The organism is Streptomyces sp. YIM 130001 (assembly GCF_003574445.1).
In the GTDB taxonomy this organism is placed as follows: domain Bacteria; phylum Actinomycetota; class Actinomycetes; order Streptomycetales; family Streptomycetaceae; genus Streptomyces.
This window is the reverse complement of sequence record NZ_KZ984548.1, coordinates 526,820-550,474: the sequence shown is the minus strand read 5'-3', so window position 1 is coordinate 550,474 and position 23,655 is coordinate 526,820. Positions and strand designations below refer to the sequence as shown.

Sequence of the window (23,655 nt, the reverse complement as noted above, 5' to 3'; positions counted from 1 at the left end):
CGTACTGGTTGAACCAGACGAAGACCAGGCCGATGAGGCCGGTGGCGATCGCCCAGACCTTGAGGTCCGGACCGTCGGGGAAGAGCGCGGCGAGCGGCAGGGCGCTCGAGGACATGGCGGTCGCGCCGTAGATGAAGCCCCAGATCACCACGTAGACCGAGAAGTACCAGGTGGTCCAGCGGCCCAGGCTGTGCCAGCCCTCGAAGAGGGTGCGGCCGGTGGCCAGGTGCCAGCGGCCGGACGCCTCGGCGAGTGCGATCTTCACGACGCAGCCGATGACGGCGGCCCACATCAGGGTGTAGCCGTACTTGCTGCCCGCGATCAGCGTGGCGACCAGGTCGCCGGCCCCCACGCCGGTGGCGGCGACCACGATGCCGGGGCCGATGTAGCGCCAACTCGACTTGCGGGGAACGGAGTTGTCCTCCGCGCGCGAGGCCCCTCCCCCGGCACCCGCCGCGTCCGCCGTACCGCCCGTGCCGTCCCTGTCCGCCATAGGGTGCCTCCGCCGTTCTCGCTCGTCCCCGGCCAATCGATCACGACACGAAAGCGCGTGGCGGGAGGCAGCACAAGGGGGCGTGCAGGGACTGGTGTTCGCCGGTCCGCCGCCGCCCGGCCCGGTGCGGCCGGTGCCGTCAGTCGAGGGCCTGTTCGGCGCGTTCGCGGGCCTCGTCGCCGGTGATGTCGCCGAGCGGGTCGGAGTCCTCGTTGTCCTCGCCCTCCTCGAACGAGTCGACGAACAAGGGCGGTTCGAGCAGGAAGCCGTCCCGGCCGAACCGCAGGTCGGTGGCGCACAGGCCCTTCGGGGTGACCTCGCCGATCCGGCGGGCCGTGGTGTCGCGGACCTCGGCCGGGGCGGCGGACCCCTTGTCGACCTCGCCGAGCGCGGCGACCAGGGCCAGCGTCGCGTCGTAGGCCTCCACCCCGCCGATGGAGGCCTCCTTGCCGAACCGGTCCTCGTACGGCTTGTCGTAACTGTCGTCCCACTCGCAGTACTCGCGCACCACCAGCCAGGGGCGCTTCATCGCGTAGTCGGATCGGACCGAGTCGCTCGTGGTGACGGCCAGGCCGGTGAAGTCGGACTTGGACAACCGGTCGTCGAGCGACTCGAAGGCCTTCTGGCCGCCCTCGTAGAAGACGGTGTCGTGGCCGGTGTCGAGGATGTCGGTGACGGTCTCCTTGGTGTCGGTGACCTCGTTGGTGCTGGTGGGGACGTCGGCGGTGGTGGCGGCGCCGATGTCGAAGACGCTGGGGACGCCGGAGCCGTTCTTCTCCCAGAGAAAGTGGATGCCTTCGAGGCCGACGGATTCGTGGATGTCGGTGAGGAACGTGCCGGTGGCGTCGGAGAGTTGCCGCTCGGCCGCCATCGCCTGGTACGTGGTGGCGCCGAGGTCGCCGCTCAGCCGGGTCCACGGACTGAGCACCACGACCTCGTGCTCGGCGTACGTCTTGGAGGCCTGCTGCATGCGTTCGGAGTCGACGTCGTCGCCGACCGGGGCGACGACCGCGGCGATGCGGTCGTCGGCGACGATCTCCTCGGCGGCCTTGGCGGCGCCGTCCTTCGTGCCGGAGTCGTCGAACTTGCGGGTGGTGAGGCGGAAGGGCAGGCGCTTTCCGGGCTTGCCCTTGTCCGCCGGGCCGGTGCCGCCGCCCGCGGGGCCCGGTTTGCCGTCCTGGCCGGCGGCGCTCGCCTCGTTGGCCTTGTCGACGGCCATCTTGACGCTGTTCAGGGCGGTGACGGCGCGGTCCTTGCCGTCTCCGCTGAAGTTGCCGACGACGGCGAGGGTGTAGGTGTCGCGGGCCGCCTTGCCGTCCGCGCCCGCGCCGTCGCCGTCGTCGTCGCCGAGGGGCAGCGCGTCGAACAGGAGGACCAGTGCGGCGACCAGGACGGCGGCGGCGACACCCGCGACCGCGATGCGACGGCGGCCGCCGGCCAGGTGGCTGCTCGGCGGGCGGCGGCCGCCGGGGGGTGGCGCGCTTGCCGAGTCGGTGTCGTCCGAGCCGAACTCCCTTGTAGCGGCCGGGAGTTCGGGCTCGGCCACGTCCGCCGGGCCGGGTGCTGCGGGCGGGTCGGGGACCGGGGCGGCCGCGGGCGCGGCAGGGACCGGGACGACCGCAGGCGCGTCCGTCACCGCCGCCCGCGCACCCCGGGAGTCGTCGAGCGACGACAGGGCCGCCGCGGCCTCCGTAGCCGTCGGCCGGGCCGCCGGGTCCTTGGCGAGCATCTCGCCGAGGAGGTCCTCCAGGGCCGCCGGTGCGTCCGGGCGCAGCTCGCGCACCGGCGTCGGTGCGGTGTGGAGGTGCTGCATGATCAGCGCGGGGCCACCCGTCTCGGACTCGAACGGAGGCCTTCCGGTGAGCATCTGGTACAGGACGCAGCCGAGGCCGTAGACGTCCGAACCGGCCACCACCGCATGGTTGTCGAAGCGTTCCGGAGCCATGTACGGCACGGTGCCGATGGCCCCGCCCTCCGCCGTCACCTCATTACCCGTGACGTCCTCGACGAACTTGGCGATGCCGAAGTCCATCACCCTCACCTCGCCGGAGCGGGCGACCATGACGTTCGCCGGTTTGATGTCCCGGTGCACCACGTCGCCCGCGTGCGCGACGACCAGCGCCCTGCACACCTGCCGGGCGATACGGACCGCCCGGTCCACCGGCAGAGCGCGGTCCGGGATGCCGGCCCGGTCCTCCTCCGACAGTGCGCCGTCCTGGGCGGCCAGTACCTCGGCCAGGGTGTCGCCCTCGACCAGCTCCATCACCAGGTAGGGCCAGGTCCCGTCGTCGGTGGTGACGCCGTAGTCGTGGACCGTGACGATGTGCGGGCTGTGCAGGCGGGCCGCGGCGCGCGCCTCGCGGCGGAAGCGGGCGACCGCGGCGGCGTGCGCACCCGTGTCCAGGCGCGGGTCACGGACGGCCGGATGGAGGGTCTTGACGGCGACGGCGCGCTTCAGCCGCTCGTCGTGGGCGCGCCAGACCGCGCCCATACCGCCCTCGCCGATGCGTTCCTGCAGGCGGTAGCGGCCGTCAAGTACCGTGCCGGGCTGTTCCGTTGGCATCCGTTCCCCGTTGCCCACGCCGAGGGCCCGTGACGGTCCGCCGGTGTCGCGCGTCCGCCCGGTGCCGGTGGCGTTGCTCCTCGTGTGTGGCTCGTCGCCCCTGGTTTCCGCCCGGTTCAGGCTGATCGCCGACGATCGCGGGCGTCAAGAGCACGGTAGGGGGATCGAGGGGCGCGTGGGAGGGGATTCGACTCGCCGGTGGGGTCACGGGGCCGGGTGGGCGCCCCTTGTCGTACGCCGACGGCCCGCCCCGGGAAGGGACGGGCCGTCAGCGGTACCGCGCAGGCGGAGCGGGTCAGACGAAGAGGCTGACCACCGCCGCCACCGCGAAGCCCGCCACCGACAGCACGGACTCGAGGACCGTCCACGACTTGAGGGTGTCGCGCTCGGAGATCCCGAAGTACTTGGAGACCATCCAGAAGCCGCCGTCGTTGACGTGCGAGGCGAAGATCGAACCGGCCGAGATGGCCATGATGACGAGCGCGACGAACGCCTGCGAGTGGCCGCCGCCCTCGATCAGCGGCAGCACGATGCCGGCCGTGGTGACGATCGCGACCGTCGCCGAGCCCTGCGCGACCCGCAGCACCAGCGAGATCAGGTAGGCGAGCAGGATGACCGGCAGACCGAAGTCGCTGAACGTGTCGGACAGCGCCTGCGCGACCCCGCTGCCCTGCAGCACCGCACCGAAGACACCGCCCGCACCCACCACCAGGATGATGTTGCCGACCGGCTTCAGGGACGCGGTGGACACCGTCTCGAGCGACTTGCGCGACCAGCCGCTGCGGATGCCGAGCAGGTAGTACGCCATGAACAGGGCGATGGTCAGCGCGACGAACGGGTGGCCGAAGAACTCGATGACCGAGCGCAGCGTGGACGGGTCGAGCGCGATCGAGGAGAAGGTCGCGATCAGGATCAGGATGAGCGGCGTGCCGATGATGGCGAGCACCGTCGCCAGGGCGACCGGCTTCTCGTTCGCCTTGCGGCCCGCGGCCTGCTGTTCGGCGACGACGGCGGCCTTGGACTCCTCCGCGGCCTCCACCATGTCCTGCGGTACGGGCACGAACAGGCGGTTGCCGATCCACGCGGCGTACGCCCAGGCGGCGAGGACCGCGGGGATACCGCAGACGACGCCCATCAGGATGATCCAGCCGAGGTCGACGTCGAGGAGGCCGGCGGCGGCCACCGGGCCGGGGTGCGGTGGCAGGAAGGCGTGGGTCATCGAGAGTCCGGCGAGCAGCGGCATCGCGTACAGCACGACGGACTTGCCGGAGCGCTTGGCCGCGGCGTAGACGATCGGCGCCAGGACGAAGATGCCGACGTCGAAGAAGACCGGGATGCCGAAGAGCAGGCCGGTGGCACCCATCGCGAGCGGGGCGCGCTTCTCGCCGAAGAGGCGGAGCAGGCGGTCGCTCAACACCTCGGCGCCGCCCGACACTTCGAGGATCGCACCGAGCATGGTGCCGAGCCCGATGATGATCGCGACATGGCCGAGAATGCCGCCCATGCCGTCCTCGATGAGCGAGGAGACATCGGAGTTCTGGACCGTGCCGAAGAGTTCGGTGACGCTCAGACCGGCGGCGAGGCCAACGGCTATGGACACGGCGAGCAGGGCCACGAACGGCTGCAGCCGGACCTTGATGATCAGGAAGAGCAGCAGCAGGATGCCGAGCGCGGCGACGGTCAGCAGACCGGCGGTGCCGTCGATCAGCATGAGCAGTCCGCCGGTGTGGGGTGGAGCCTCGGGGGGCGCTTCAGCGGCAAGCAGCATGAAGGAACTCCATTGTCCGTCGTCCCAGTGCGAGACGTGAGGGGGGATGCGGGGGGTCACGGCACGGCGCACCCTGGACGGTGCGCGCCGTGCCGTCAACCGGGGGAAGAGTTAACGGCACTTGGCCGCTGCTCCTTGTCTTGTCTTCGGGATCCGCCGGCCGCTCGGGCCGGCTTCGCCGGTCCTCTGGCGGGACCGGCTCCGGACACGGGCCGAGAGGTCAGCCGAGGACGGCGAGGGCGTCGATCTCGATGAGCAGGCCCTTGGGCAGGCCGACGTAGACGGTGGTGCGGGCGGAGGCGGGGGCCGTCAGGCCCTGCTCCTCGAAGTAGCTGTTGTAGATCTCGTTCATCTCCGCGAAGTGGTCCACGTCCGTGAGGTAGACGCGCATCATCATCACGTCGTCCCAGGTCGCGCCGCCCTCTTCGAGGATGGCCTTGACGTTGGCGAAGGTCTGCAGGGTCTGCTCGCGCAGCGTCGGGCCGGCCGGGGTCGGCGCCTGGCCCTCGACGGCGGGCAGGAAGCCGACCTGGCCCGCGACCTGCAGGATGTTCCCCTTCTTCACGCCGTGCGAGAACTTGGCGGGCGGGGTGGTGTGGGTGGCGGGGGTGAGGGCGGTCTTCTCGGTCATGGGCCTTGCTCTTTCTCTGTGAGGGGTTCCCGCAACGGGCTTGTCCGGTACGGGAGTCGGGGGTCGGTTCTCGGGGTCGGGGGCGGCGATCCGGCTGCGGGGACGAGCGGCCGGAGCGCTGGTGCGGGGTGCTACGGCGAGGAGTGGCCGGAGTACTCCCTGCTCACCGTGTCCGCGGTGCGGCGCACCAGCGGGAGCAGGGTGAGCAGTTCCTCCGCGGTGACGACGACGTTGGGTGCGGACACCGACATCGCCGCGACGACCCGGCCGTCGGCGCCGCGGATCGGTGCGCCCACGCAGTTGATGGACTCCTCGTGGCCGCCGAGGTCGGTGGCCCAGCCCTGGTCCCGTACGGTCGCCAGCTCCTGGAGGAAGGCGGCGGCGTTCGGGGTGGAACGGGCCGTGTACATGGGGTAGTCGAGGCGTTCGGCGATCGCGCGGCGCTCGGCCTCGGAGAGGTCGGCGAGCAGCAGTTTGGCGACCGCGGCGACGGTGATCGCGACGGGCTTGCCGATGCGGGAGTACATCCGGACCGGGTAGCGGCTCTCCACCTTGTCTATGTAGAGGACCTCGTTCTCCTCGTAGACGGCGAGGTGGACGGTGTGGCCGCACTTGTCGTTGAGCTCGACCAGGTGCGGGTGGGCGATCTCGCGTACGTCCAGGTTCTCGACGGCTTCCTGGGCGAGGGCGAAGAGCCGGGCGCCCAGGCGGTAGCGCTGGTCGGACTGGCGGTGCACGAGGCCGTGTTCGTGCAGGGTGCGCAGCAGCCGCAGGGCGGTGGACTTGTGCACGCCGAGGCGGGCGGCGACCTGGCCGAGGTCGGCGGGGCCTTCGGCGAGCAGCGGCAGGATGCTCAGCGCGCGGTCGACGGTCTGGCTCATCCGGTCACTACCTCTCCGTTGCCGGTGACCCGGCCGGCGCCGATGCGCAGGGCGCCCCATTCGGCTGCGGGCAGGGCGGTCAGGCGGTCGGCGGTCTCGCGGTCGTACGGCCGGGCCAGGTCGCCGGGGACGGTGAGCGCGGCGGCGGCCATCAGGTGTCCGTGGCGCAGCCGCTGTGCGGCGGGCAGTGCGCGCAGGGTCGCGGAGAGGAAGCCTGCGGCGAAGGCGTCGCCGGCGCCGACGGCGGCCACCACGTCGACGGTGGGGGCGGGTTCGCGGGTGACGGTGTCCTGGCCCGACTGCCCTGCGCCGTCCGGGCGTTCGGATCGCTCCGGGCGCTCCGGGCGCTCCGGGCGTTCGAAGAGGGTCGCGCCGTCCGCGCCCTGTTTGACGACGAGGACGCGGGGTTCGGGCAGGGCGGCGCGGATCGCGGCGGGGCCGCCGGTGATGCCCCAGACGGCCTCGGCCTCGTCCTCGCCGACGTAGACGAGATCGCTGCCGCGGGCGAGGTCCTTCAGGACGCGGCCCGCGGTGCCGGCGTCCGGCCACAGGTGCATCCGGTAGTTGATGTCGAACGACACCAGGGGCCCGGCCTGCCGTGGGCCGGTGAGGTGCGCGAGCAGGGCGCGGCAGTCGGCGGAGAGGGCGGCGGTGATGCCGGAGAGGTGCAGGATGCGGGTGTCCGCGAGGGCGTCGGGGTCGACGTTCTCGCGGGACATGGCGGAGGCGGCGGAGCCGGCCCGGTAGTACGCGACCTCGCCGCGGGGCGTGTCGTCGGCCGGGGCCTCGCCGTCGGCTTCGGCCCCCGTCGAGCGCTCCCCCGCCGTACGGAAGTAGATGCCCGTCGGCCGTGCGGGGTCGCGGCGGACCGCGGAGGTGTCGACGCCGCAGGACGCGATCTCCTCGACGAGGTGGCCCCCGAACCCGTCGGCGCCCACCCGGCTGACCCACCGCGCGACGTGCCCGGCGCGGGCGAGCGTGCAGGCGACGTTGGACTCGGCGCCGCCGATGCCGCGGTCGAAGGACGCCACGGAGCCGAGCCCGCCGAGCTGTCCCTGTGCGGGCCGGAACGTGACCATCGACTCACCGAGGCAGACCACGTCGGCGGCTCCGGCGGGCGCTGCGCTCGGGGCGGACCCGTTCACGGTGGGCACTGAGGGCTCCTTCGGGATGCGATCGGCGCGGGAGGCGCGGCCCTCTCACGGCCGGCGGTGCGAGACGGTGTGCTCGGCCCGGTGGTGAGGGGGCCGGCCCCTCCGGGAGGCCGGTCCGGCAGTGGCCTGCCGGTGGAGTGGCGGCGTCCGGACGGTGTCCGGGCGGTGGGTCGGGGCGCCATTGACTGGCATTGGCCCGGATGTTAGACATCGATGAGCGATGTGCGCAATGACCGTTGCAGAATGTGCAACGGCAGATTCTGCAGGAGGCCCACCATGGCAGCCGACCACGCCGCCGGCCCCGACAGCCCCGCCGGCAACCCCGGCAGCGCGGCTCCGCCGGCCGGCACCCTCGCCGACGAGCGGGTCGACTTCCGCTTCAAGGGCCTGCCGCCGGACGCCGAAGGGCTGACGGTCGGCGAGCTCGCCGCGCAGCGCCGCAACCTCTTCACCGGCGGTTTCACCACCCCGGTCCTCGCGCTCTCCGCCGAGCGCATCGAGCACAACCTCGCGCTCATGGAGACGTACGCCACCCGGCACGGCCTCGCCTTCGCCCCGCACGGCAAGACCTCCATGGCCCCCTCGCTCTTCGCCCGCCAGGAGCAGCACGGCGCCTGGGGCATCACGCTCGCGCTGCCCCACCAGGTGCGAGTGGCGCGGGCGTTCGGGACGCGGCGGATCTTCCTGGCGAACGAACTGGTCGACGCCGCCGCCCTCACCTGGATCGCCGGCGAGCTGACCGCCGACCCCGACTTCCGCTTCCTGTGCTACGCCGACTCCGTCCCCGGCGTCGAGCTGATGGACACCGCCCTGCGCGCCGCCGGCGCCACCCGCCCGGTCGACGTGGTCGTCGAGCTCGGCGCCGGCGAGGGCGCTCGCACCGGCGCCCGTACGGAGGCGGACTGCGCGGCCGTCGCGGACGCGGTCGCCGCGGCGCCGACGCTGCGGCTCGTGGGTGTCGCCGGGTACGAGGGCGAGGTGCCGGACGCGGATCCGTCGCGGGTGCGGGCGTGGCTGTCCCGGCTCACGGACCTCGCGGTCGCCTTCGACCGCGACGGACGGTTCGCCGGAATCGACGAGATCGTGGTCAGCGCGGGCGGCAGCGCCTGGTTCGACGCGGTCGCGGACGTCTTCGGCGCCCTGCCCGAACTCTCCCTGCCCGCCCTGAAGTTGCTGCGCTCGGGTGCGTACGTGTCGCACGACGACGGGCACTACCGGCATGTCACGCCGTTCAACCGGGTGCCCGAGGAAGGGTCGCTGCAGCCCGCGTTCCGACTCTGGGCGCAGGTCGTGTCGCGGCCGACCCCGACGCAGGCGTTCCTCAACTCCGGGAAGCGGGACGCGGCCTACGACCTCCACCTTCCGGCGGCGCAGGTGGTCAGGAACGCCTCCGACGGTGTGGAGCGGGAGGCGTCCGGGGTCCGGGTCACGGGCCTTTCGGACCAGCACGCATGGGTCCGTACGGACGGGGCGGACGACCTTGCGGTCGGGGACTGGGTGGGTCTCGGGCTCTCCCACCCGTGCACCTCGTTCGACAAGTGGGCCCTGATCCCGCTCGTCACCGCCGACGGCACGGTCACGGACTTCGTCCGGACCTATTTCTGACACCCCACCCCCGCCTCGAGCCCCTCGGGGGCTCCCGGACGAAGTCCGGGGCGTTCGAGGAGGCCGGTCCGGCAGGACTTTCCGGAAGGGGCGGCCAGGGGACATCCGATCCAGAAAGGCGTACCCCATGGACCTCGTGATCCGGGACGCAAGCGTCATCGACGGCACGGGCAACCCCTCGTACCGCGCAGACGTGGGAATCGAGCAGGGCCGGATCGCGGAGATCCACAAGGAGGGCGAGGGGCCCCGCCCCTCCGGACGGAGGACCGTCGAGGCCGAAGGCCTCGCCCTCTCCCCCGGATTCATCGACATGCACGCGCACAGCGACCTCGCTCTGCTCCGCGACCCGGACCACAGCGCGAAGGCCGCCCAGGGCGTCACCCTGGAGGTCATCGGTCAGGACGGCCTGTCGTACGCCCCCGTCGACGACCGCACTCTCGCCGAGGTCCGCCGCGCCATCACCGGCTGGAACGGCGACGGCTCCGACATCGACTTCGACTGGCGCACCGTCGGCGAGTACCTGGACCGGCTCGACCGCAACTTCGACGGCCAGGGCATCGCGGTCAACGCCGCGTACCTCATCCCGCAGGGCACCGTCCGGATGTACGCGGTGGGCTGGGACGACCGGCCCGCCACCGCCCAAGAGCTCGACCGCATGCGGCAGTTGGTCGCCGAAGGACTCGAGCAGGGCGCGGTCGGCATGTCCTCGGGCCTCACCTACACCCCGGGCATGTACGCGGCCGATTCCGAACTCGCCGAGCTGTGCCGGGTCGTGGCCCGCCACGACGGCTACTACTGCCCGCACCACCGCAGTTACGGCGCGGGCGCCCTGCAGGCGTACGAGGAGATGGTCACCCTCACCCGCGAGGCGGACTGCGCCCTGCATCTCGCGCACGCGACCATGAACTTCGGCGTGAACAAGGGCAAGGCCCCCGACCTGCTGAACCTCCTCGACGACGCGCTCGCCGCCGGCGCCGACATCTCGCTCGACACCTACCCGTACACCCCGGGCTGCACGACGCTCGTCGCGATGCTGCCGAGCTGGGCGAGCGAGGGCGGCCCGGACTCGATCCTGCGGCGGCTGCAGGACGACGAGACCGCGGAGAAGATCCGGTACGCGATGGAGGAGGTCGGCGCCGACGGCTGCCACGGCGTGCCCATCGAGTGGGACACCATCGAGATCTCCGGCGTCAGCGACCCGGGACTCGCCTCCTGCGTGGGCAAGACCGTCGCACAGGCCGCCGAGATGCGCGGCGAGGCGCCGTGGGTCACCGCACGCCGACTGCTGATCGACGACCGGCTCGGCTCGACGATCCTGCAGCACGTCGGACACGAGGACAACGTCCGGCAGATCATGCAGCACCGGGTGCACACCGGCGGTTCGGACGGCATCCTGCAGGGTTTCAAGCCGCATCCGCGGGCGTACGGCACGTTCCCGCAGTACCTCGGCAAGTACGCGCGCGAGCTCGGCATCCTCGGCCTCGAGGAGACCGTCGCCCACCTCACCTCACGCCCAGCCGCCCGACTGCGGCTTCCCGACCGCGGGCTCGTGCGCGAGGGGTACCGCGCGGACCTGGTGCTGTTCGATCCGGAGACGGTCGCCGCCGGGTCCACCTTCGAGGCACCGCGGACGCTGCCGGTCGGCATTCCGCACGTACTGATCGACGGCCGTTTCGTGATCGAGGACGGGCGCCGGACGGATGTCCTCGCGGGGCGGGCGGTGCGGCGGACGGGATGACCTGGGACGACCGTCGATAATTTACTAGTGAAACACCTGTTAAGGTGTTGGGTATGCCCACGCTGCCCACACCTGCCCTCCGCCGGGGCCGCAAGACGAACCCGAAAACACGCCGCCACTCGTCCCCACGGCCTCGCGCACTGCCCCTGCCGGTGCGCGAGGCCGTCCGGCTGAACGGCTTCGGGGACGGGTGGCGGCAGCGCGGGTTCAGCGGCGGCGCGGCCTTCCTGATCTCGGGCCTGGTCCTGCTCGCCGTCGACCGGATGGACCTGGTCCTGTACACCTCGGCCGGCTCGATGCTCTCCCTGTACGGCCACGGACTGCCCTACCGCGCCCGGGCGCGCACCCTCCTGCGGCTCGTCCTCGGCATGACGGCCGGCCTGGCGGTGGCCCTGGTCTGCGCCGCGACGGTCGAATCGGTGGCCCTCCTGGTGCTCGGCGCCGCGCTGCTCGCCGCCGTGCACAAGGTGGCCTGCGAGGCGACCCGGATCGGCCCGCCCAACAACGTCGTGATCACCTTCCTCACCACGACCGCCTTCTTCCTTCCGCAGGAACCGCACGAGATCCCCTTCCACCTCTCCCTGCAGCTGGCCGGCGGCGCCCTCGCCTGGCTGGTCGCGATGGCCCCCGCCGTCGTACGCCCGCACGGCCCGGAGCGGATCGCGGTGGCCCGCGCGCTGGAGGCCGCGGCCCGCGGGCTGCGCGGCGCGGGCTCGGCGCACGCCACCGCTGCGGCGGTGAACTCGGCCTGGCAGACGCTGTTCCAGGTCCCGCACCGCACCCGCTCGGCGGGGCGTCCGCGGGCCCGCCTGGAACGGCTGCTGCTCCTCGCCGAAGGCGCGCTGGCCGAGAACGGCGGTACGCGGGAGGCGCGCGCCGCGTGGTTCACCTCCCTCGCGCGCACCCTGCGCAGCGGCCGGCCGCTGCCCGAGGTGGAACTCGACGCGGGACAGCACGACGAGCTGGACGGCGTCATCGCCGAGCGGGCGGCACGCGACTCGGAACACGGGACGCCTCGACTGCCCGGCGGGGAGCGGGTGCGCGGACTGCGCGGCGTACTGCGGCAGTTGGGGCCCGGGGCGACCCTGTGGCCGGTCGGTGCGCGGACCGCGCTCGGGTGCGCACTGGCCGGGTGGGCATCGATGCTGCTCGGCGTCGGGCACCCGTACTGGGCCGTGGTCACGGCGGCCGCCGTCTTCCAGGCCAACACGACGCTCTCCTGGAACCGCGTGGTGCAGCGCTCCCTCGGCAATCTGCTCGGCGTACTCCTCTTCACCGCACTCCAGCCGGTCATCGGCACGGGGCCGCTCGTCATGGTGCTGCTCGTGGTGCTCTTCCAGATCGGCGCAGAGGCGCTCATCACCCGCAACTACTGGCTGGGGACCGTCTGCGTCACGCCGATGGCACTGATCCTCAGCCTGTTCGGGGCGCACGCCTCCACCGGGGAGCTGGTCGCCGACCGCTGGATCGACACGGTGGTCGGCGTGGTGGTCGGACTGCTCGCCTGCGTCCTGGTGACCAACCGCCGGGCCGCGGGCCGCGTCGCCACCGCACTCGCCGCCGTGGACCTCGAGGCCGAACGGGCACGGGTACTGCTCGAAGGCGGCGGCGCGCAGCCGGAGCGCGCCCGCTCCCGTGACCGTCTCGGTGTCGCGCTGATCGAACTGCGCGAGGCGCACGACATCGCCGCCGGCGAGTGGTGGCAACCGGCGCTCCCCGAGCGGGAGATCGCGCTCGCCGAACGCGCAGGCCACCGCCTGCTCGCCGCCCTCGTCGGCAGCCTCTCCCCGCACGAACCGCCCGGCGCCGCCGGGCCCGCTCTCCGTACGGCGCCGCCGCCCGGCAGAATGGGCCGGTCGTCGCGGGAGCCGCGTGACGCGGAAGCGTCCTGAGGCTCGCGGAAGCCGAGGAGAGGACTGGCCCGATGGCCGAGGACACCGTCGCCCGCGTGCTGCGGCAGTGGCAGCAGGTACGGCCGGATCTCGGCACCGCCCCGATGGCGGTGATCGGGCGGCTCAACCGCTGCTCCGCGCTGCTGCAGCAGGCCGCGGACGCGCCGCTGCGGCGCGAGGGCCTGACCCGGCCCGAGTTCGACATCCTCGGCACGCTGCGCCGCGAGGACCGCGAGCTGACACCGAGCCGGCTCGCCCGGGAGACGTTCGCCTCCGGCGCCGCGGTCACCAAACGACTGCGGCAACTGGAGCTCCGCGGCCTGGTCGCCCGCCGCCCCGACGCCCGCGACCGCCGGGTCGCCCACCTCTCCCTCACCGCCGAGGGCCTCGAACTCATCGACCGCATCCTGCCCGAGCAACTGACCTACGAGGAGTCCCTCCTCTCCGGCCTCACCCCGGCCCACCGCGACCAACTCGCCGACTCACTCGGCGACCTGCTCCTCCTCCTCGAGGGTCACCTGGGGGGCACCCTCGACTGACGGTGAGGCGCACGACGCCGACCCTCAATCCCGGAGTACACGAACGAAGCATTTCCGCTTCCTCAGTACACTCCACATACGTGGAACTGCACAGTTCCATGGATGACCTCGACCTACTCGATCGTGGAAGCCCGCGGCAAGCTCGGCGAGCTCGCCCGCAGGGCCGCCCAGCACGAGCACATCACCCTCACCGACCGAGGCGTGCCGGCCGCGGTCCTCATCTCCCCCGCCGAACTGGAGGACATGGAGGACGCGTTGGCCCTGGCGCGGCTCGAGTTGAAACGGGCTCGTGGTGAGCACGAGACCCCAATCCCCTGGGATGAGGTTCGCCAGACCCTCCTCGACGCAGCCGGACAGAGCGAGGAAGCAACCCGACTGTGACCTGGCGCGTAACCGTGGAACCAGAAGCCCTCAACGAAATGGCCGGTTTCCTGAAGGAAGATCCAGCCGGCGTCCGGGAATTGGTCGCCGTGATCGACACACTCACCGAAGGCCCGAGCGTCGCCGGCTCGCAGGCGTGGGGCATCGAGTACCGGCGCCTTCGGCGCGGACATCGGCGGGTGCTGTATCACGTCGACGACGCGGACAGGGCCATCCGCATCGAGCACGTTGGCCTCGCGAGGCCTTGAACAACCTTGGTGTGCCGCCCCCCCCCCACCTGGGTGGCACACCTCACTCCCCTCGCCTCGCCCCCCGCCACATCAAAGCCCGCGCCGCCGCCCGGGCCGGGTATTGGGCGTCCGCCCGCTGTCGCTCCCTTGCGATGAAAGGGCGCCCGGTCGGGACCGCGCAGGCCGCACCCCCACCCGGCCGTAAATGCTGCGCGCGGGCGCGAAACACGCTCGTAAAGTTGCCCCATGCAGCTGATCCAGTCGACGAAGCTCGCCAACGTCTGTTACGAAATCCGGGGTCCGGTGCTCGAGGAGGCGATGCGGCTCGAAGCAGCAGGTCACCGCATCCTCAAGCTCAACACCGGCAACCCCGCGGCCTTCGGCTTCGAGTGCCCCCCGGAGATCCTCGAGGACGTGCTCCGCAACGTGGGCACCGCCCACGGATACGGCGACGCGAAGGGTCTGCTCGCCGCCCGCCGCGCGGTCGTCATGCACTACCAGACCCTCGGCGTGGAGTCGGACGTCGAGAACGTCTTCATGGGCAACGGCGTATCCGAGCTGATCGTGATGGCCATGCAGGGCCTGCTCGACGACGGCGACGAGGTCCTCGTACCGGCCCCCGACTATCCGCTGTGGACCGCGGCCATCTCCCTGTCCGGCGGCACGGCCGTGCACTACCGCTGCGACGAGCAGTCCGACTGGATGCCGGACCTCGCCGACGTCGAACGGAAGATCACCGACCGCACCAAGGCCCTGGTGATCATCAACCCGAACAACCCGACCGGCGCCGTCTACAGCGACGAGATGCTGCGCGGCCTCACCGACATCGCCCGCCGCCACAACCTCCTGGTCTGCTCCGACGAGATCTACGACAAGATCCTCTACGACGGCGCCACCCACACCCCGACCGCGACCATCGCCCCCGACCTGCTCACCCTCACCTTCAACGGCATGTCGAAGGCGTACCGGGTGGCGGGTTACCGGTCCGGCTGGATGGTCGTCTCCGGCCCCCGCGCCCACGCCGAGTCGTATCTCGAAGGCCTCACGACCCTCGCCAACATGCGACTGTGCGCCAACATGCCGGCCCAGCACGGCGTCGTCGCCGCCCTCACCGGACGCCAGTCGATCGACGATCTGCTCCTGCCGGGCGGCCGACTCCTGGAACAGCGCGACGCGGCGTACGACCTGCTGACCCAGATCCCGGGTGTCACGTGCGTGAAGCCGAAGGGCGCGCTCTACCTCTTCCCGCGGCTCGACCCGAAGGTCTTCAAGATCAAGGACGACCGGCAGATGGTCCTCGACCTGCTCCGCGCGGAGAAGATCATGGTCGTGCAGGGCACCGGGTTCAACTGGCCGGAGCCGGATCACTTCCGCGTCGTCACGCTCCCCACGGAGGACGACCTGCGCGATGCGGTGACCCGGATGGGGACGTTCCTCGACGGGTACAGCCAGCCGTAGCCGTGACGCGGGGCCGGACCGGGGGCATGCCGCCGGTCCGGCCCCGCGCTCAGACGGCGAGGCCGTCGATGCGGTACTGCATGACGCGGTAGTTCTGGTCGTCGTACCACTGGCTGACCGCGATGTGGAAGTCGTCGAAGGTGGAGCCGGGGTAGACCCAGCCGCCGTAGGGATGGGCCACCAGGTTGCCGCCCTCGCCGCCGGGCACCGTGGGCAGGATCAGGTTCTGCTCCGGGGTCTGGAAGAGGTCGGAGGTCGGCAGGTCGAAGACCTGCGCGCGGATGGCGATCTCGTCGGGCTGGTGGTGCAGATACGTGAAGGCGTACCGGCCGCCCATCGCCCGCAGACTGATCTCGCCCCAGCGCCGCGCGCCGGAGACGGTGGTCGCCGCGTTGCCCCAGGCCCATCCGCCGTCGAAGCCCCAGGGTTCGTACGCGGCCGGGTCGCCGACCTGTTCGTGGCGGACCCGGTGCAGCAGCAGGCCCGAGACGGTCTCGCGGTTGAACACCGTGGAGTACACGTAGGCCCAGCCGTCGTCGGCCACGGCGTACGTCTTCTGCTGGAACTGGCCGCCGAGCGCGTCGCCCGGCCACTGGCACAGGTACTCCCAGGTCTCGCCGTTGTCCGTGGACCGCCAGAAGTCGGAGTGGTGGGTCTGGTAGATCACCCCGCGCATCAGGTGCATGTACATGGTGTCGCCGATGGTGAACACGTCCGAGGGGATGGCGGTGGTGCCGCCCTCGTGGCCCTCGGGCACCAGGCCGACCGCGTGGTCGCCGCCCACACTTCCGTCGATGACCAGGTTGTCCAGGTCGCTGCCGGAGGAGCGCAGGCCGACCGGGGAACGCCAGTCGGGGCCGCCGACGCCGCCTCCGTCGAAGGTGTCTCCGCAGATGTGCAGCAGGCTGCCGTCCGGGCATTTCACGGGGATGCCCAGGTCGGTCCACGGGGCCGCGAAGCGTCCGGTCTCCGCGGGGCCGGTGAGGTTGCGGATCTTGGTGCCGGTGATGGCGCGCGGGGCCGCCGGCGCCGTGGGGCCGGCGGCGGCCGGGGCGGCTGCCGCGCCGAGGCCGGCCAACCCCAGGGCGGCGCCGGCCGAGGTGCGCAGCAGAGCTCGCCTGCTGGGTCGGCCGGAGTCGGGCTGAGACCTTGACGATCTGTGCACTGTGCCTCCTGGGACGCGGTGGTGGCCCGGCGGAGCGGGGCGCGTGAAATCGATTTCTTACGCCCGGAAACGTAGGGCACACGCGGGCCCGAGGGAAGGGTCCGGTCGTGAACTCGGCGCGGCGGCAAGGCCCTTGACCGCTCGACGGGCCCTCGGACCCGGAGGCAGCGAATTTAGACTTAATCCAATGTAGGATGGGGTCCTGATACTCCAGGAGGCCATCCACCATGTACGAACCGATCCGCACCCAGGCCCGGCGGTCCGTCTCGTCCGCACGATGGCCGGCCGACGAAGCCGAGGGGACCGATTTCCCGCACCGCAGCCGAGCGGAGGAGCTGGACATCCAGCTCGCGGGCCACCTCGCGGCGCTGCTCGCCGTCACGGACGAACTCCGGGCACGGTCCGCGCCCGAGGGGCGGGATGAGCTCGACGCCGCGGCCGAGCGGCTGGTCGCGCAGATCTCCCGCATCCGAGGCGAGGTACCGGCCCGCGGCGCCGCCGCGGGGACGCACGATCCGGCGCCGGCCGCGTTGCACCGGCGAGCGCATGCGCTCGCCGGGCGCGCTCTGGTCGTGGCGGCGTCCCGTGCGGACACGACCAGCGCGATTCTCGCGGCGCAGCGCATGGACGCGCACGAGGCGGCCGTGGCAGCCTCCGCCGCCGAGCTGGCGTCCGCGTAACGAATGATCCTCGAGCGCCGGACGGGCCTCGTGCGAAGCCCGTCCGGCGCCGAGCGTGCTAGCCCAGGCGCCGCACCAGCGACCTGTACTCGTCCCACAGCTCGCGGGGGGTGTGGTCTCCGAAGGTGTTGAGGTGTTCGGGGACCAGGGAGGCCTCGTCGCGCCAGACCTCCTTGTCGACCGTGAGGAGGAAGTCGAGCTCGCCGTCGGTGAGTTCGAGACCCGAGGTGTCCAGGGAGTCCTTCGTCGGCAGTACGCCGATGGCCGTGTGGACGCCTTCCGCGCGGCCGTCCAGCCGCTCGACGATCCACTTCAGTACGCGGCCGTTCTCACCGAAGCCGGGCCAGACGAACTTGCCCTCGTCGTTCTTGCGGAACCAGTTCACGTAGTAGATCTTCGGCAGCTTCTCGCCGTCGCCGCGGGCGATCGCGTCCTGGCCGACCTTGATCCAGTGGGCCATGTAGTCGCCCATGTTGTAGCCGCAGAACGGCAGCATCGCGAACGGGTCGCGGCGCAGCTCGCCGACCTTGCCCTCGGCCGCGGCGGTCTTCTCGGAGGCCACGTTGGCGCCGAGGAAGACGCCGTGGTTCCAGTCGAAGGACTCGGTGACCAGGGGGACGGCGGAGGCGCGGCGGCCACCGAAGAGGATCGCCGAGATCGGCACGCCCTTCGGGTCCTCCCACTCCGGCGCGATGATCGGGCACTGCGCGGCGGGGGTGGTGAAGCGGGCGTTGGGGTGGGCGGCCGGGGTGCCCGACTCGGGCGTCCAGTCGTTGCCCTTCCAGTCCGTGAGGTGGGCCGGGGTCCCCTCGGTCATGCCCTCCCACCAGACGTCGCCGTCGTCGGTGAGCGCGACGTTGGTGAAGACCGAGTTGCCCCAGAGGGTCTTCATGGCGTTGGCGTTGGTGTGCTCGCCGGTGCCGGGGGCGACGCCGAAGAAGCCGGCCTCCGGGTTGATGGCGCGCAGCCGGCCGTCCTCGCCGAAGCGCATCCAGGCGATGTCGTCGCCGATCGTCTCGACCGTCCAGCCGGAGATCGTCGGCTCCAGCATGGCGAGGTTCGTCTTGCCGCAGGCGGAGGGGAAGGCGGCCGCCACGTACTTGGACTCCCCTTCCGGGGGCGTCAGCTTGAGGATCAGCATGTGCTCCGCGAGCCAGCCCTCGTCGCGGGCCATGACGGAGGCGATGCGCAGGGCGTAGCACTTCTTGCCGAGCAGGGCGTTGCCGCCGTAGCCGGAGCCGTAGGACCAGATCTCGCGGTCCTCGGGGAAGTGCGAGATGTACTTGGTGGAGCTGCACGGCCACGGGACGTCCGCCTCGCCGTCGGCGAGCGGTGCGCCGACCGAGTGGACGGCCTTGACGAAGAAGCCGTCGTCACCGAGCTCGTCGAGGACCTGCTGCCCCATGCGGGTCATGGTGCGCATGGAGACGGCGACGTACGCGGAGTCGGTGATCTCCACCCCGATGGCGGACAGCGGAGAGCCGACCGGGCCCATGCAGAAGGGCACGACGTACATCGTGCGGCCCTTCATCGAGCCGCGGAAGACGCCCTTGTCGCCGGAGAAGATCTCCCGCATCGCGGCGGGGTCCTTCCAGTGGTTCGTCGGACCCGCGTCCTCCTCCTTGGCGGAGCAGATGAAGGTGCGGTCCTCCACGCGGGCGACGTCGCTCGGGTCCGAGGCCGCGTAGTACGAGTGCGGGCGCAGGATCGGGTCGAGCTTCTTGAAGGTGCCCTTGGCCACCAGTTCTTCGGCCAGGCGCTCGTACTCCGCTTCGGAGCCGTCGCACCAGACCACCCGGTCCGGCTGGGTGAGTTCGGCGATCTCGTCGACCCAGGTGATGAGTTCCCTGTGGTCGGTCGGGACAGTGGAGGGAGCCGCGATATCGCGCGCCACGATCGCTCCTTTAGTGAGGCTTATGAGGGTATGGAGATGTATGCCCCGTGGGGGCCGCGACCCGGACGCTTCACTCGGTCTACCTTTGGCGCTCATCCGGTGCCGACCGCACTCATTTGATCCTCCGACGAAGTCGCCCATATGTCCAGAGGAGCTCACACGTGAGCGTGACCACTGATCATGTGAGCGTGGTCACGCGACGGTGGCGGGCAGGGTCGAGGGCGACGTGAACATGGCCACCGACCGGCTCTACCTACGGCGGCGTAGGTAGCATGTCCCCATGACCTCTTCCGCTCCCGACGCGAGGGAGAGCGCCCTGATTCCCGCCCAGGACTCCCCCGAAGATCCCGCAGAGGGTTCCGCCGAGGGCGGCGGACAGGGCGACGAACGCGACGCCGACACCGGACTGGCGGCGGCGATCCTGCCCGTCAAGCCCCATCTGCGCGGCTGGCTGCACGCCGGGATGTTCCCGGCCGTGCTCGTCGCGGGGCTGGTCCTCACCGCCCTCGCCGACTCCACCCGGGCCCGGGTCGCCTGCGCGATCTACATCCTGACCGCCTGCCTGCTCTTCGGAGTGAGCGCCGTCTACCACCGCGGCAACTGGGGCCCGCGCGCCAACGCCGTACTGCGCCGCCTGGACCACGCCAACATCTTCCTGATCATCGCGGGCACGTACACACCGCTGACCATGCTGCTGCTCCCCGACTCCACCGGTCAGGTCCTGCTGTGGGCGGTGTGGATCGCGGCCGCGGCGGGCATCGCGTTCCGCGTGTTCTGGGTCGGGGCGCCGCGCTGGCTCTACACGCCGTGCTACATCGCGATGGGCTGGGCGGCGGTGTTCTTCCTGCCGGACTTCATGCGGGCGGGCGGGATCGCGGTCCTGGTCTGCGTGATCGTGGGCGGACTGCTGTACAGCGCGGGCGGGGTGATCTACGGGATGAAGCGGCCCAACCCCTCGCCCCGGTGGTTCGGGTTCCACGAGGTGTTCCACTCCTTGACGCTGGCCGCGTTCGTCGTGCACTACGTCGGGATCTCGCTGGTGGCCTACCGGCACGGGTGACGGTTCGTTCTGTGTGGTGGCCGTGTCCCCTACGGGGGGCACGGCCACTTTTTGCGTTCCGCTTTCGCCAGGGCGCCCGGCGGATCGGGCGGGAACGGCTCGGCTCGGCGACGTATTGACAGTCACTGTTTTTTGAGAGTAACTGTCATTTTATGAATGCCGTGCAGCCCGATCCCCGTCGCTGGTGGGCCCTCGGCGCGCTCGTCGCCGCCATGCTGGTCCTCGGATTCGACCTGACGATCCTCAACGTCGCCCTGCCGACGCTCGCCGCCGAACTCGGCGCCAGTACCGGGCAGCAGCAGTGGATCGTCGATGCCTACGTCGTCGTCTTCGCCGCTCTGATGCTTCCGGCCGGTCTGCTGGGCGACCGGTTCGGACGGCGCCGGATGCTCGTCGCCGGACTCGGGGTGTTCCTCGTCGGCTCCGCCATGGGCGCACTCGTGCACAGCCCGGCGCCGGTCATCGCGGCCCGCACCGTGATGGGTGTCGGTGCCGCCCTGGTAATGCCGCTCGCCCTGTCCGTACTGCCCTCCCTGTTCCCCGCGCAGGAGCGCACCAAGGCCGTCGCCGCCATGACCGCCGCGATGTCCGCGGGCATCCCGCTGGGGCCACTGGTCGGCGGCTGGCTGCTCGACCAGTACTGGTGGGGCTCCGTCTTCCTGGTCAACGTGCCGCTCGTCGGTGTCGCCGTGGTGGTCTGCCTGCTGCTTCTGCCCGAGACCCGCGATCCGTCGGCGCCGCGCGTCGACCCGGTCTCCGCCGCCCTGTCCGTCACCGGGCTCGGCGCACTCGTCCTCGGCATCATCGAGGCACCGCACCGCGACTGGACCGACCCCCTCGTGCTCGGCCTGCTCGCCGCCTCGCTGCTGCTCGTCACCCTGCTCGTACTCCGCGAACGGCGGGCCGAGCGGCCCCTGTTGGACCTCACACTGCTCGCCGACCGCGGCTTTCGCTGGAACACCGTCGCCGCCACCCTCGGCACCTTCATCCTGTCCGGACTGCTCTTCGTGGTGCCCGCCCACCTGCAGGCGGTCCTCGGATACGACGCCTTCGGCACCGGCGTGCGGCTGCTGCCCCTGATGGCCGGCCTCCTGGTGGCCGCGAAGCTCAGCACCGTGCTCGCCCAGCGGCTCGGGCCACGGCCCGTCGTCGCCACCGGACTCCTCGTGCTCTGCTTCGCCGCATTGCTCGGCGCCCGTACGAACACCGGCGACGGCTACGGCTTCACCGCCCTGTGGCTCGTGCTCGCCGGACTCGGCTTCGGCTGTGCGATGGTCCCGGCGATGGACGCGGCCCTGGCCGGGATCTCCGCGGACCGGGCGGGCAGCGGATCCGGGCTGCTGCTCACGCTGCGCCAGGTCGGCGGCGCCATCGGTATCGCCCTGCTCGGCTCGCTGCTGGCCGGCGCCTACGCGGACCGGCTCGACACCGAAGGACTGCCGCCCGCGGCGGCCGCCACCGCCGACGACTCGGTGGTGGCCGGTCATCTCGTCGCCGAACGCCTCGATCTGCCCGCGCTCGCCGCCGCGGCCGACCGCGCCTATCTGGCCGGCATGAACCTCACGCTCGTCATCTGCGGCTGCGCCGCGCTCCTCGCGGCCGGCCTGGTCGCCCTGTTCCTGCCCGACAGCCGTACGAATCCGGCCGCCGCGGAACTCACCCCCGACAGCGCCGTGGCCCCGGACGACCCCGATGGCCGAGAATGGACGGCATGACGGCAGCACGTACCTCCGCCTCTGCGAGCACGGCTCCCGTGGGCACCGCGCCCCTCGGCCTGCGCGAGCGCAAGAAGCTCAAGACCCGCATCGCGATCCGTGAGGCCACCTACCGGTTGATCGACGAGCAGGGGTACGACGCGACCACGATCGAGCAGATCGCCCAGGGCGCGGACGTGTCGCCGTCGACGGTGTTCCGCTACTTCCCCACCAAGGAGGACATCGTCCTCTCCGACGAGTACGACGCGCTCATGGAGCAGCTCCTGCGGGAGCGCCCCGCGGGTGAGCCGGTCGTCGAGTCGCTGCGGCACGTCCTGCACCACGCGGTCGGGCAGATCCAGGCGGGCGGCGAGGCGGAGCAACGCGAACTCCTCGTCCGCGCCCGGCTGATGATCCATTCCGTCCCCGTACGGTCCCGGCTGATGGAGTCGATGTCCCTGACCGGGCGCATCGTCTGCCGGGCCATCGGGGAGCGCACCGGCCGCGACCCGGACGACTTCGAGGTGCGGACGCTCGCGATGGGCATGATGGGCGCGCTCCTCGAAGCGATCATGTACTGGGCGGAACGCGACTGCCGCGACGACCTCACCGACCTCGTCGACCGCGCCCTCGACATCTTCGAGCGCCGCGCCTGAGCCTGGTGCGTGATGCACGCGGCGGCCTTCGCAGACACGTGCGAACGGCAGCCACCGCGGCGAAAGGCCGGCGGGGCACTACGGTGAGGCGGGAAGGCCTCCGCGCGGTGCAGATTCGACACCTCCACCACGCGGGGGCCTTCGCTTGCTCGAGCCCGGCAGTCCGGCAGCCCGGCAGGGCGATCCGCCTAGCCCGCAGAGCAGTCCAGGTGGCCCTTCCACATGTAGCCCAAGTGGTCGCCGTTGCCCGAGTGGTAGACCCGGAAGTAGTCGGACGTGCCTCCGGTGGCACCGACCGGGGTTCCCTGGTTGATCCAGTGGGCGACCGCGCTGGGCCGCGCCTCGGTGTAGATCGGTGACTGCCCCTGCGGCGCGACGGTGCAGACCGCCCCGGCCGCCGCGGGGCCGGCCTGGGCGACGGTGAACCCGGCGGCGAGCGCGGTCACGGCAGCCGCCGAGGCGGTCGCGCGGGCGATACGTGAGACAGGCATGGGTGAAGCCTCCTGACGGCGTGCGGGTACGGCCGGCTGGTCGGGCCGGTCGGTCCTTCCGGCGGTGCCGGGGCACCTGGCCCGGTGTCCTGCCCGGGCCCGGACGACCTATGCAGACTGCCTCGGCGCGGAGCCCGATCCGTGCGACACGGCCGTTGTCAGTGGCGGGTGGCACCATCCGTAGCCATGGACGGACAGGTGGCGCTGCGGGACGTACAGGACGCGGATCTCGAGGTGTTCCTCGAGCAGGAACACGATCCGGAGGCCGCTCGACGGTCGAATTTCCCGCCGCGGGAGCGGGAGAGCTTCATGACGCACTGGCGGACGCGGGTCCTCGGCGACCCCACCGTCCGCGTTCGAGCCATCCTCCACGAGGGCGAGTTGGCGGGCAGCGCCGTGGCGTGGTGGGAGGGCGACCGGCGCTTCGTCGGGTACTGGCTCGGCAGGCCGTACTGGGGCCGGGGCGTCGGCACCCGGGCACTGACGCTGTTCCTGGAGCAGGAGACCGAGCGCCCGCTCCACGCCGACCCGCATGCGGGGAACACGGCGTCGGTGCGGCTGCTCGAGAAGCTCGGATTCCGGCGCAGTGGCACGGTCCGGCACGGCGAGCACGAGCACATCATGCTGGTGCTCACCGATGCCGGACCATCGACCCCCCGGCCCACAACCGACAGCTGAGCGG

General features: G+C 71.6%; 21 protein-coding genes. 12 read left to right on the top strand and 9 right to left on the bottom strand.

Annotated features, from left to right (window positions below; genetic code table 11):
* The 6 genes from DSC45_RS02575 to DSC45_RS02550 all read right to left on the bottom strand — a co-directional run.
* On the bottom strand, positions 1-493 hold a 493-nt coding region (locus tag DSC45_RS02575; RefSeq protein WP_205571221.1), incomplete at its 3' end, for an Nramp family divalent metal transporter.
* A 139-nt stretch (positions 494-632) separates the two neighbouring features.
* Complete coding sequence (locus tag DSC45_RS02570; protein WP_162929093.1) at positions 633-3,056, bottom strand: bifunctional serine/threonine-protein kinase/ABC transporter substrate-binding protein; 2,424 nt, start codon at positions 3,054-3,056, stop codon at positions 633-635.
* Positions 3,057-3,351: 295 nt separating this feature from the next.
* Complete coding sequence (locus DSC45_RS02565) at positions 3,352-4,824, bottom strand: GntP family permease (protein WP_119286559.1); 1,473 nt, start codon at positions 4,822-4,824, stop codon at positions 3,352-3,354.
* A gap of 220 nt (positions 4,825-5,044) precedes the next feature.
* Positions 5,045-5,455 (bottom strand): RidA family protein, encoded by a 411-nt coding sequence (locus DSC45_RS02560; protein WP_119286557.1) that lies wholly within the window; start codon positions 5,453-5,455, stop codon positions 5,045-5,047.
* 131 nt (positions 5,456-5,586) lie between these two features.
* Complete coding sequence (locus DSC45_RS02555; RefSeq protein WP_119286556.1) at positions 5,587-6,336, bottom strand: IclR family transcriptional regulator; 750 nt, start codon at positions 6,334-6,336, stop codon at positions 5,587-5,589.
* The gene (locus DSC45_RS02550) at positions 6,333-7,481 is read right to left on the bottom strand and encodes a sugar kinase (RefSeq protein ID WP_119286865.1); all 1,149 of its coding nucleotides are present in this window, start codon (positions 7,479-7,481) and stop codon (positions 6,333-6,335) included. The genes DSC45_RS02555 and DSC45_RS02550 overlap by 4 nt, the downstream gene beginning before the upstream one ends.
* Before the next feature lie 285 nt (positions 7,482-7,766).
* On the opposite strand from DSC45_RS02550, the gene DSC45_RS02545 reads away from it, so the two are divergent.
* From DSC45_RS02545 to DSC45_RS02515, 7 genes are all read left to right on the top strand, one after another.
* Entirely contained in the window at positions 7,767-9,095 is a 1,329-nt protein-coding gene (locus DSC45_RS02545; protein ID WP_119286554.1) for a type III PLP-dependent enzyme domain-containing protein, read from the top strand.
* Positions 9,088-10,833: an N-acyl-D-amino-acid deacylase family protein gene (locus tag DSC45_RS02540; RefSeq protein ID WP_119286552.1), complete on the top strand. Its 1,746-nt coding sequence runs from the start codon at positions 9,088-9,090 to the stop codon at positions 10,831-10,833. Before DSC45_RS02545 ends, DSC45_RS02540 begins: the two co-directional genes overlap by 8 nt.
* A gap of 53 nt (positions 10,834-10,886) precedes the next feature.
* On the top strand, positions 10,887-12,725 hold the full coding sequence (locus DSC45_RS02535; RefSeq protein WP_119286550.1) for an FUSC family protein: 1,839 nt from the start codon (positions 10,887-10,889) through the stop codon (positions 12,723-12,725).
* A gap of 32 nt (positions 12,726-12,757) precedes the next feature.
* Positions 12,758-13,264 (top strand): MarR family winged helix-turn-helix transcriptional regulator, encoded by a 507-nt coding sequence (locus tag DSC45_RS02530; protein ID WP_119286549.1) that lies wholly within the window; start codon positions 12,758-12,760, stop codon positions 13,262-13,264.
* 102 nt (positions 13,265-13,366) lie between these two features.
* Positions 13,367-13,645, top strand: coding sequence for a type II toxin-antitoxin system prevent-host-death family antitoxin (locus DSC45_RS02525; protein ID WP_119286547.1), 279 nt, complete (start codon positions 13,367-13,369; stop codon positions 13,643-13,645).
* The gene (locus DSC45_RS02520) at positions 13,642-13,893 is read left to right on the top strand and encodes a type II toxin-antitoxin system RelE/ParE family toxin (protein WP_119286545.1); all 252 of its coding nucleotides are present in this window, start codon (positions 13,642-13,644) and stop codon (positions 13,891-13,893) included. The genes DSC45_RS02525 and DSC45_RS02520 overlap by 4 nt, the downstream gene beginning before the upstream one ends.
* Positions 13,894-14,121: 228 nt before the next feature.
* A complete protein-coding gene (locus tag DSC45_RS02515) occupies positions 14,122-15,333 on the top strand; it encodes a pyridoxal phosphate-dependent aminotransferase (RefSeq protein ID WP_119286544.1) in 1,212 nt (403 codons plus the stop codon).
* 49 nt (positions 15,334-15,382) lie between these two features.
* Here the strand turns inward: DSC45_RS02515 and DSC45_RS02510 are convergent, their stop codons facing one another.
* Positions 15,383-16,498: a DUF4185 domain-containing protein gene (locus DSC45_RS02510; RefSeq protein WP_240434335.1), complete on the bottom strand. Its 1,116-nt coding sequence runs from the start codon at positions 16,496-16,498 to the stop codon at positions 15,383-15,385.
* Between the two features lie 227 nt (positions 16,499-16,725).
* On the opposite strand from DSC45_RS02510, the gene DSC45_RS02505 reads away from it, so the two are divergent.
* Entirely contained in the window at positions 16,726-17,178 is a 453-nt protein-coding gene (locus DSC45_RS02505; protein ID WP_119286540.1) for an SCO4983 family protein, read from the top strand.
* 58 nt (positions 17,179-17,236) lie between these two features.
* Here the strand turns inward: DSC45_RS02505 and DSC45_RS02500 are convergent, their stop codons facing one another.
* Positions 17,237-19,072 carry a phosphoenolpyruvate carboxykinase (GTP) gene (locus DSC45_RS02500; protein ID WP_119286538.1) on the bottom strand — a complete coding sequence of 612 codons (1,836 nt, stop codon included), beginning with the start codon at positions 19,070-19,072 and terminating at the stop codon, positions 17,237-17,239.
* 280 nt (positions 19,073-19,352) lie between these two features.
* On the opposite strand from DSC45_RS02500, the gene DSC45_RS02495 reads away from it, so the two are divergent.
* The 3 genes from DSC45_RS02495 (at position 19,353) to DSC45_RS02485 (ending at position 22,482) form a co-directional block, all read left to right on the top strand.
* Positions 19,353-20,132: a PAQR family membrane homeostasis protein TrhA gene (locus DSC45_RS02495; RefSeq protein ID WP_276145436.1), complete on the top strand. Its 780-nt coding sequence runs from the start codon at positions 19,353-19,355 to the stop codon at positions 20,130-20,132.
* Positions 20,133-20,284: 152 nt separating this feature from the next.
* On the top strand, positions 20,285-21,847 hold the full coding sequence (locus tag DSC45_RS02490) for an MFS transporter (RefSeq protein WP_119286537.1): 1,563 nt from the start codon (positions 20,285-20,287) through the stop codon (positions 21,845-21,847).
* On the top strand, positions 21,844-22,482 hold the full coding sequence (locus DSC45_RS02485) for a TetR/AcrR family transcriptional regulator (RefSeq protein WP_119286860.1): 639 nt from the start codon (positions 21,844-21,846) through the stop codon (positions 22,480-22,482). Before DSC45_RS02490 ends, DSC45_RS02485 begins: the two co-directional genes overlap by 4 nt.
* Positions 22,483-22,670: 188 nt before the next feature.
* Here DSC45_RS02485 and DSC45_RS02480 read toward each other — a convergent pair whose 3' ends face one another.
* Complete coding sequence (locus DSC45_RS02480; protein ID WP_119286535.1) at positions 22,671-22,973, bottom strand: hypothetical protein; 303 nt, start codon at positions 22,971-22,973, stop codon at positions 22,671-22,673.
* A 186-nt stretch (positions 22,974-23,159) separates the two neighbouring features.
* Between DSC45_RS02480 and DSC45_RS02475 the strand changes: the two genes are divergently transcribed.
* Positions 23,160-23,651: a GNAT family N-acetyltransferase gene (locus tag DSC45_RS02475; RefSeq protein WP_119286533.1), complete on the top strand. Its 492-nt coding sequence runs from the start codon at positions 23,160-23,162 to the stop codon at positions 23,649-23,651.
* Positions 23,652-23,655 lie beyond the last annotated feature (4 nt).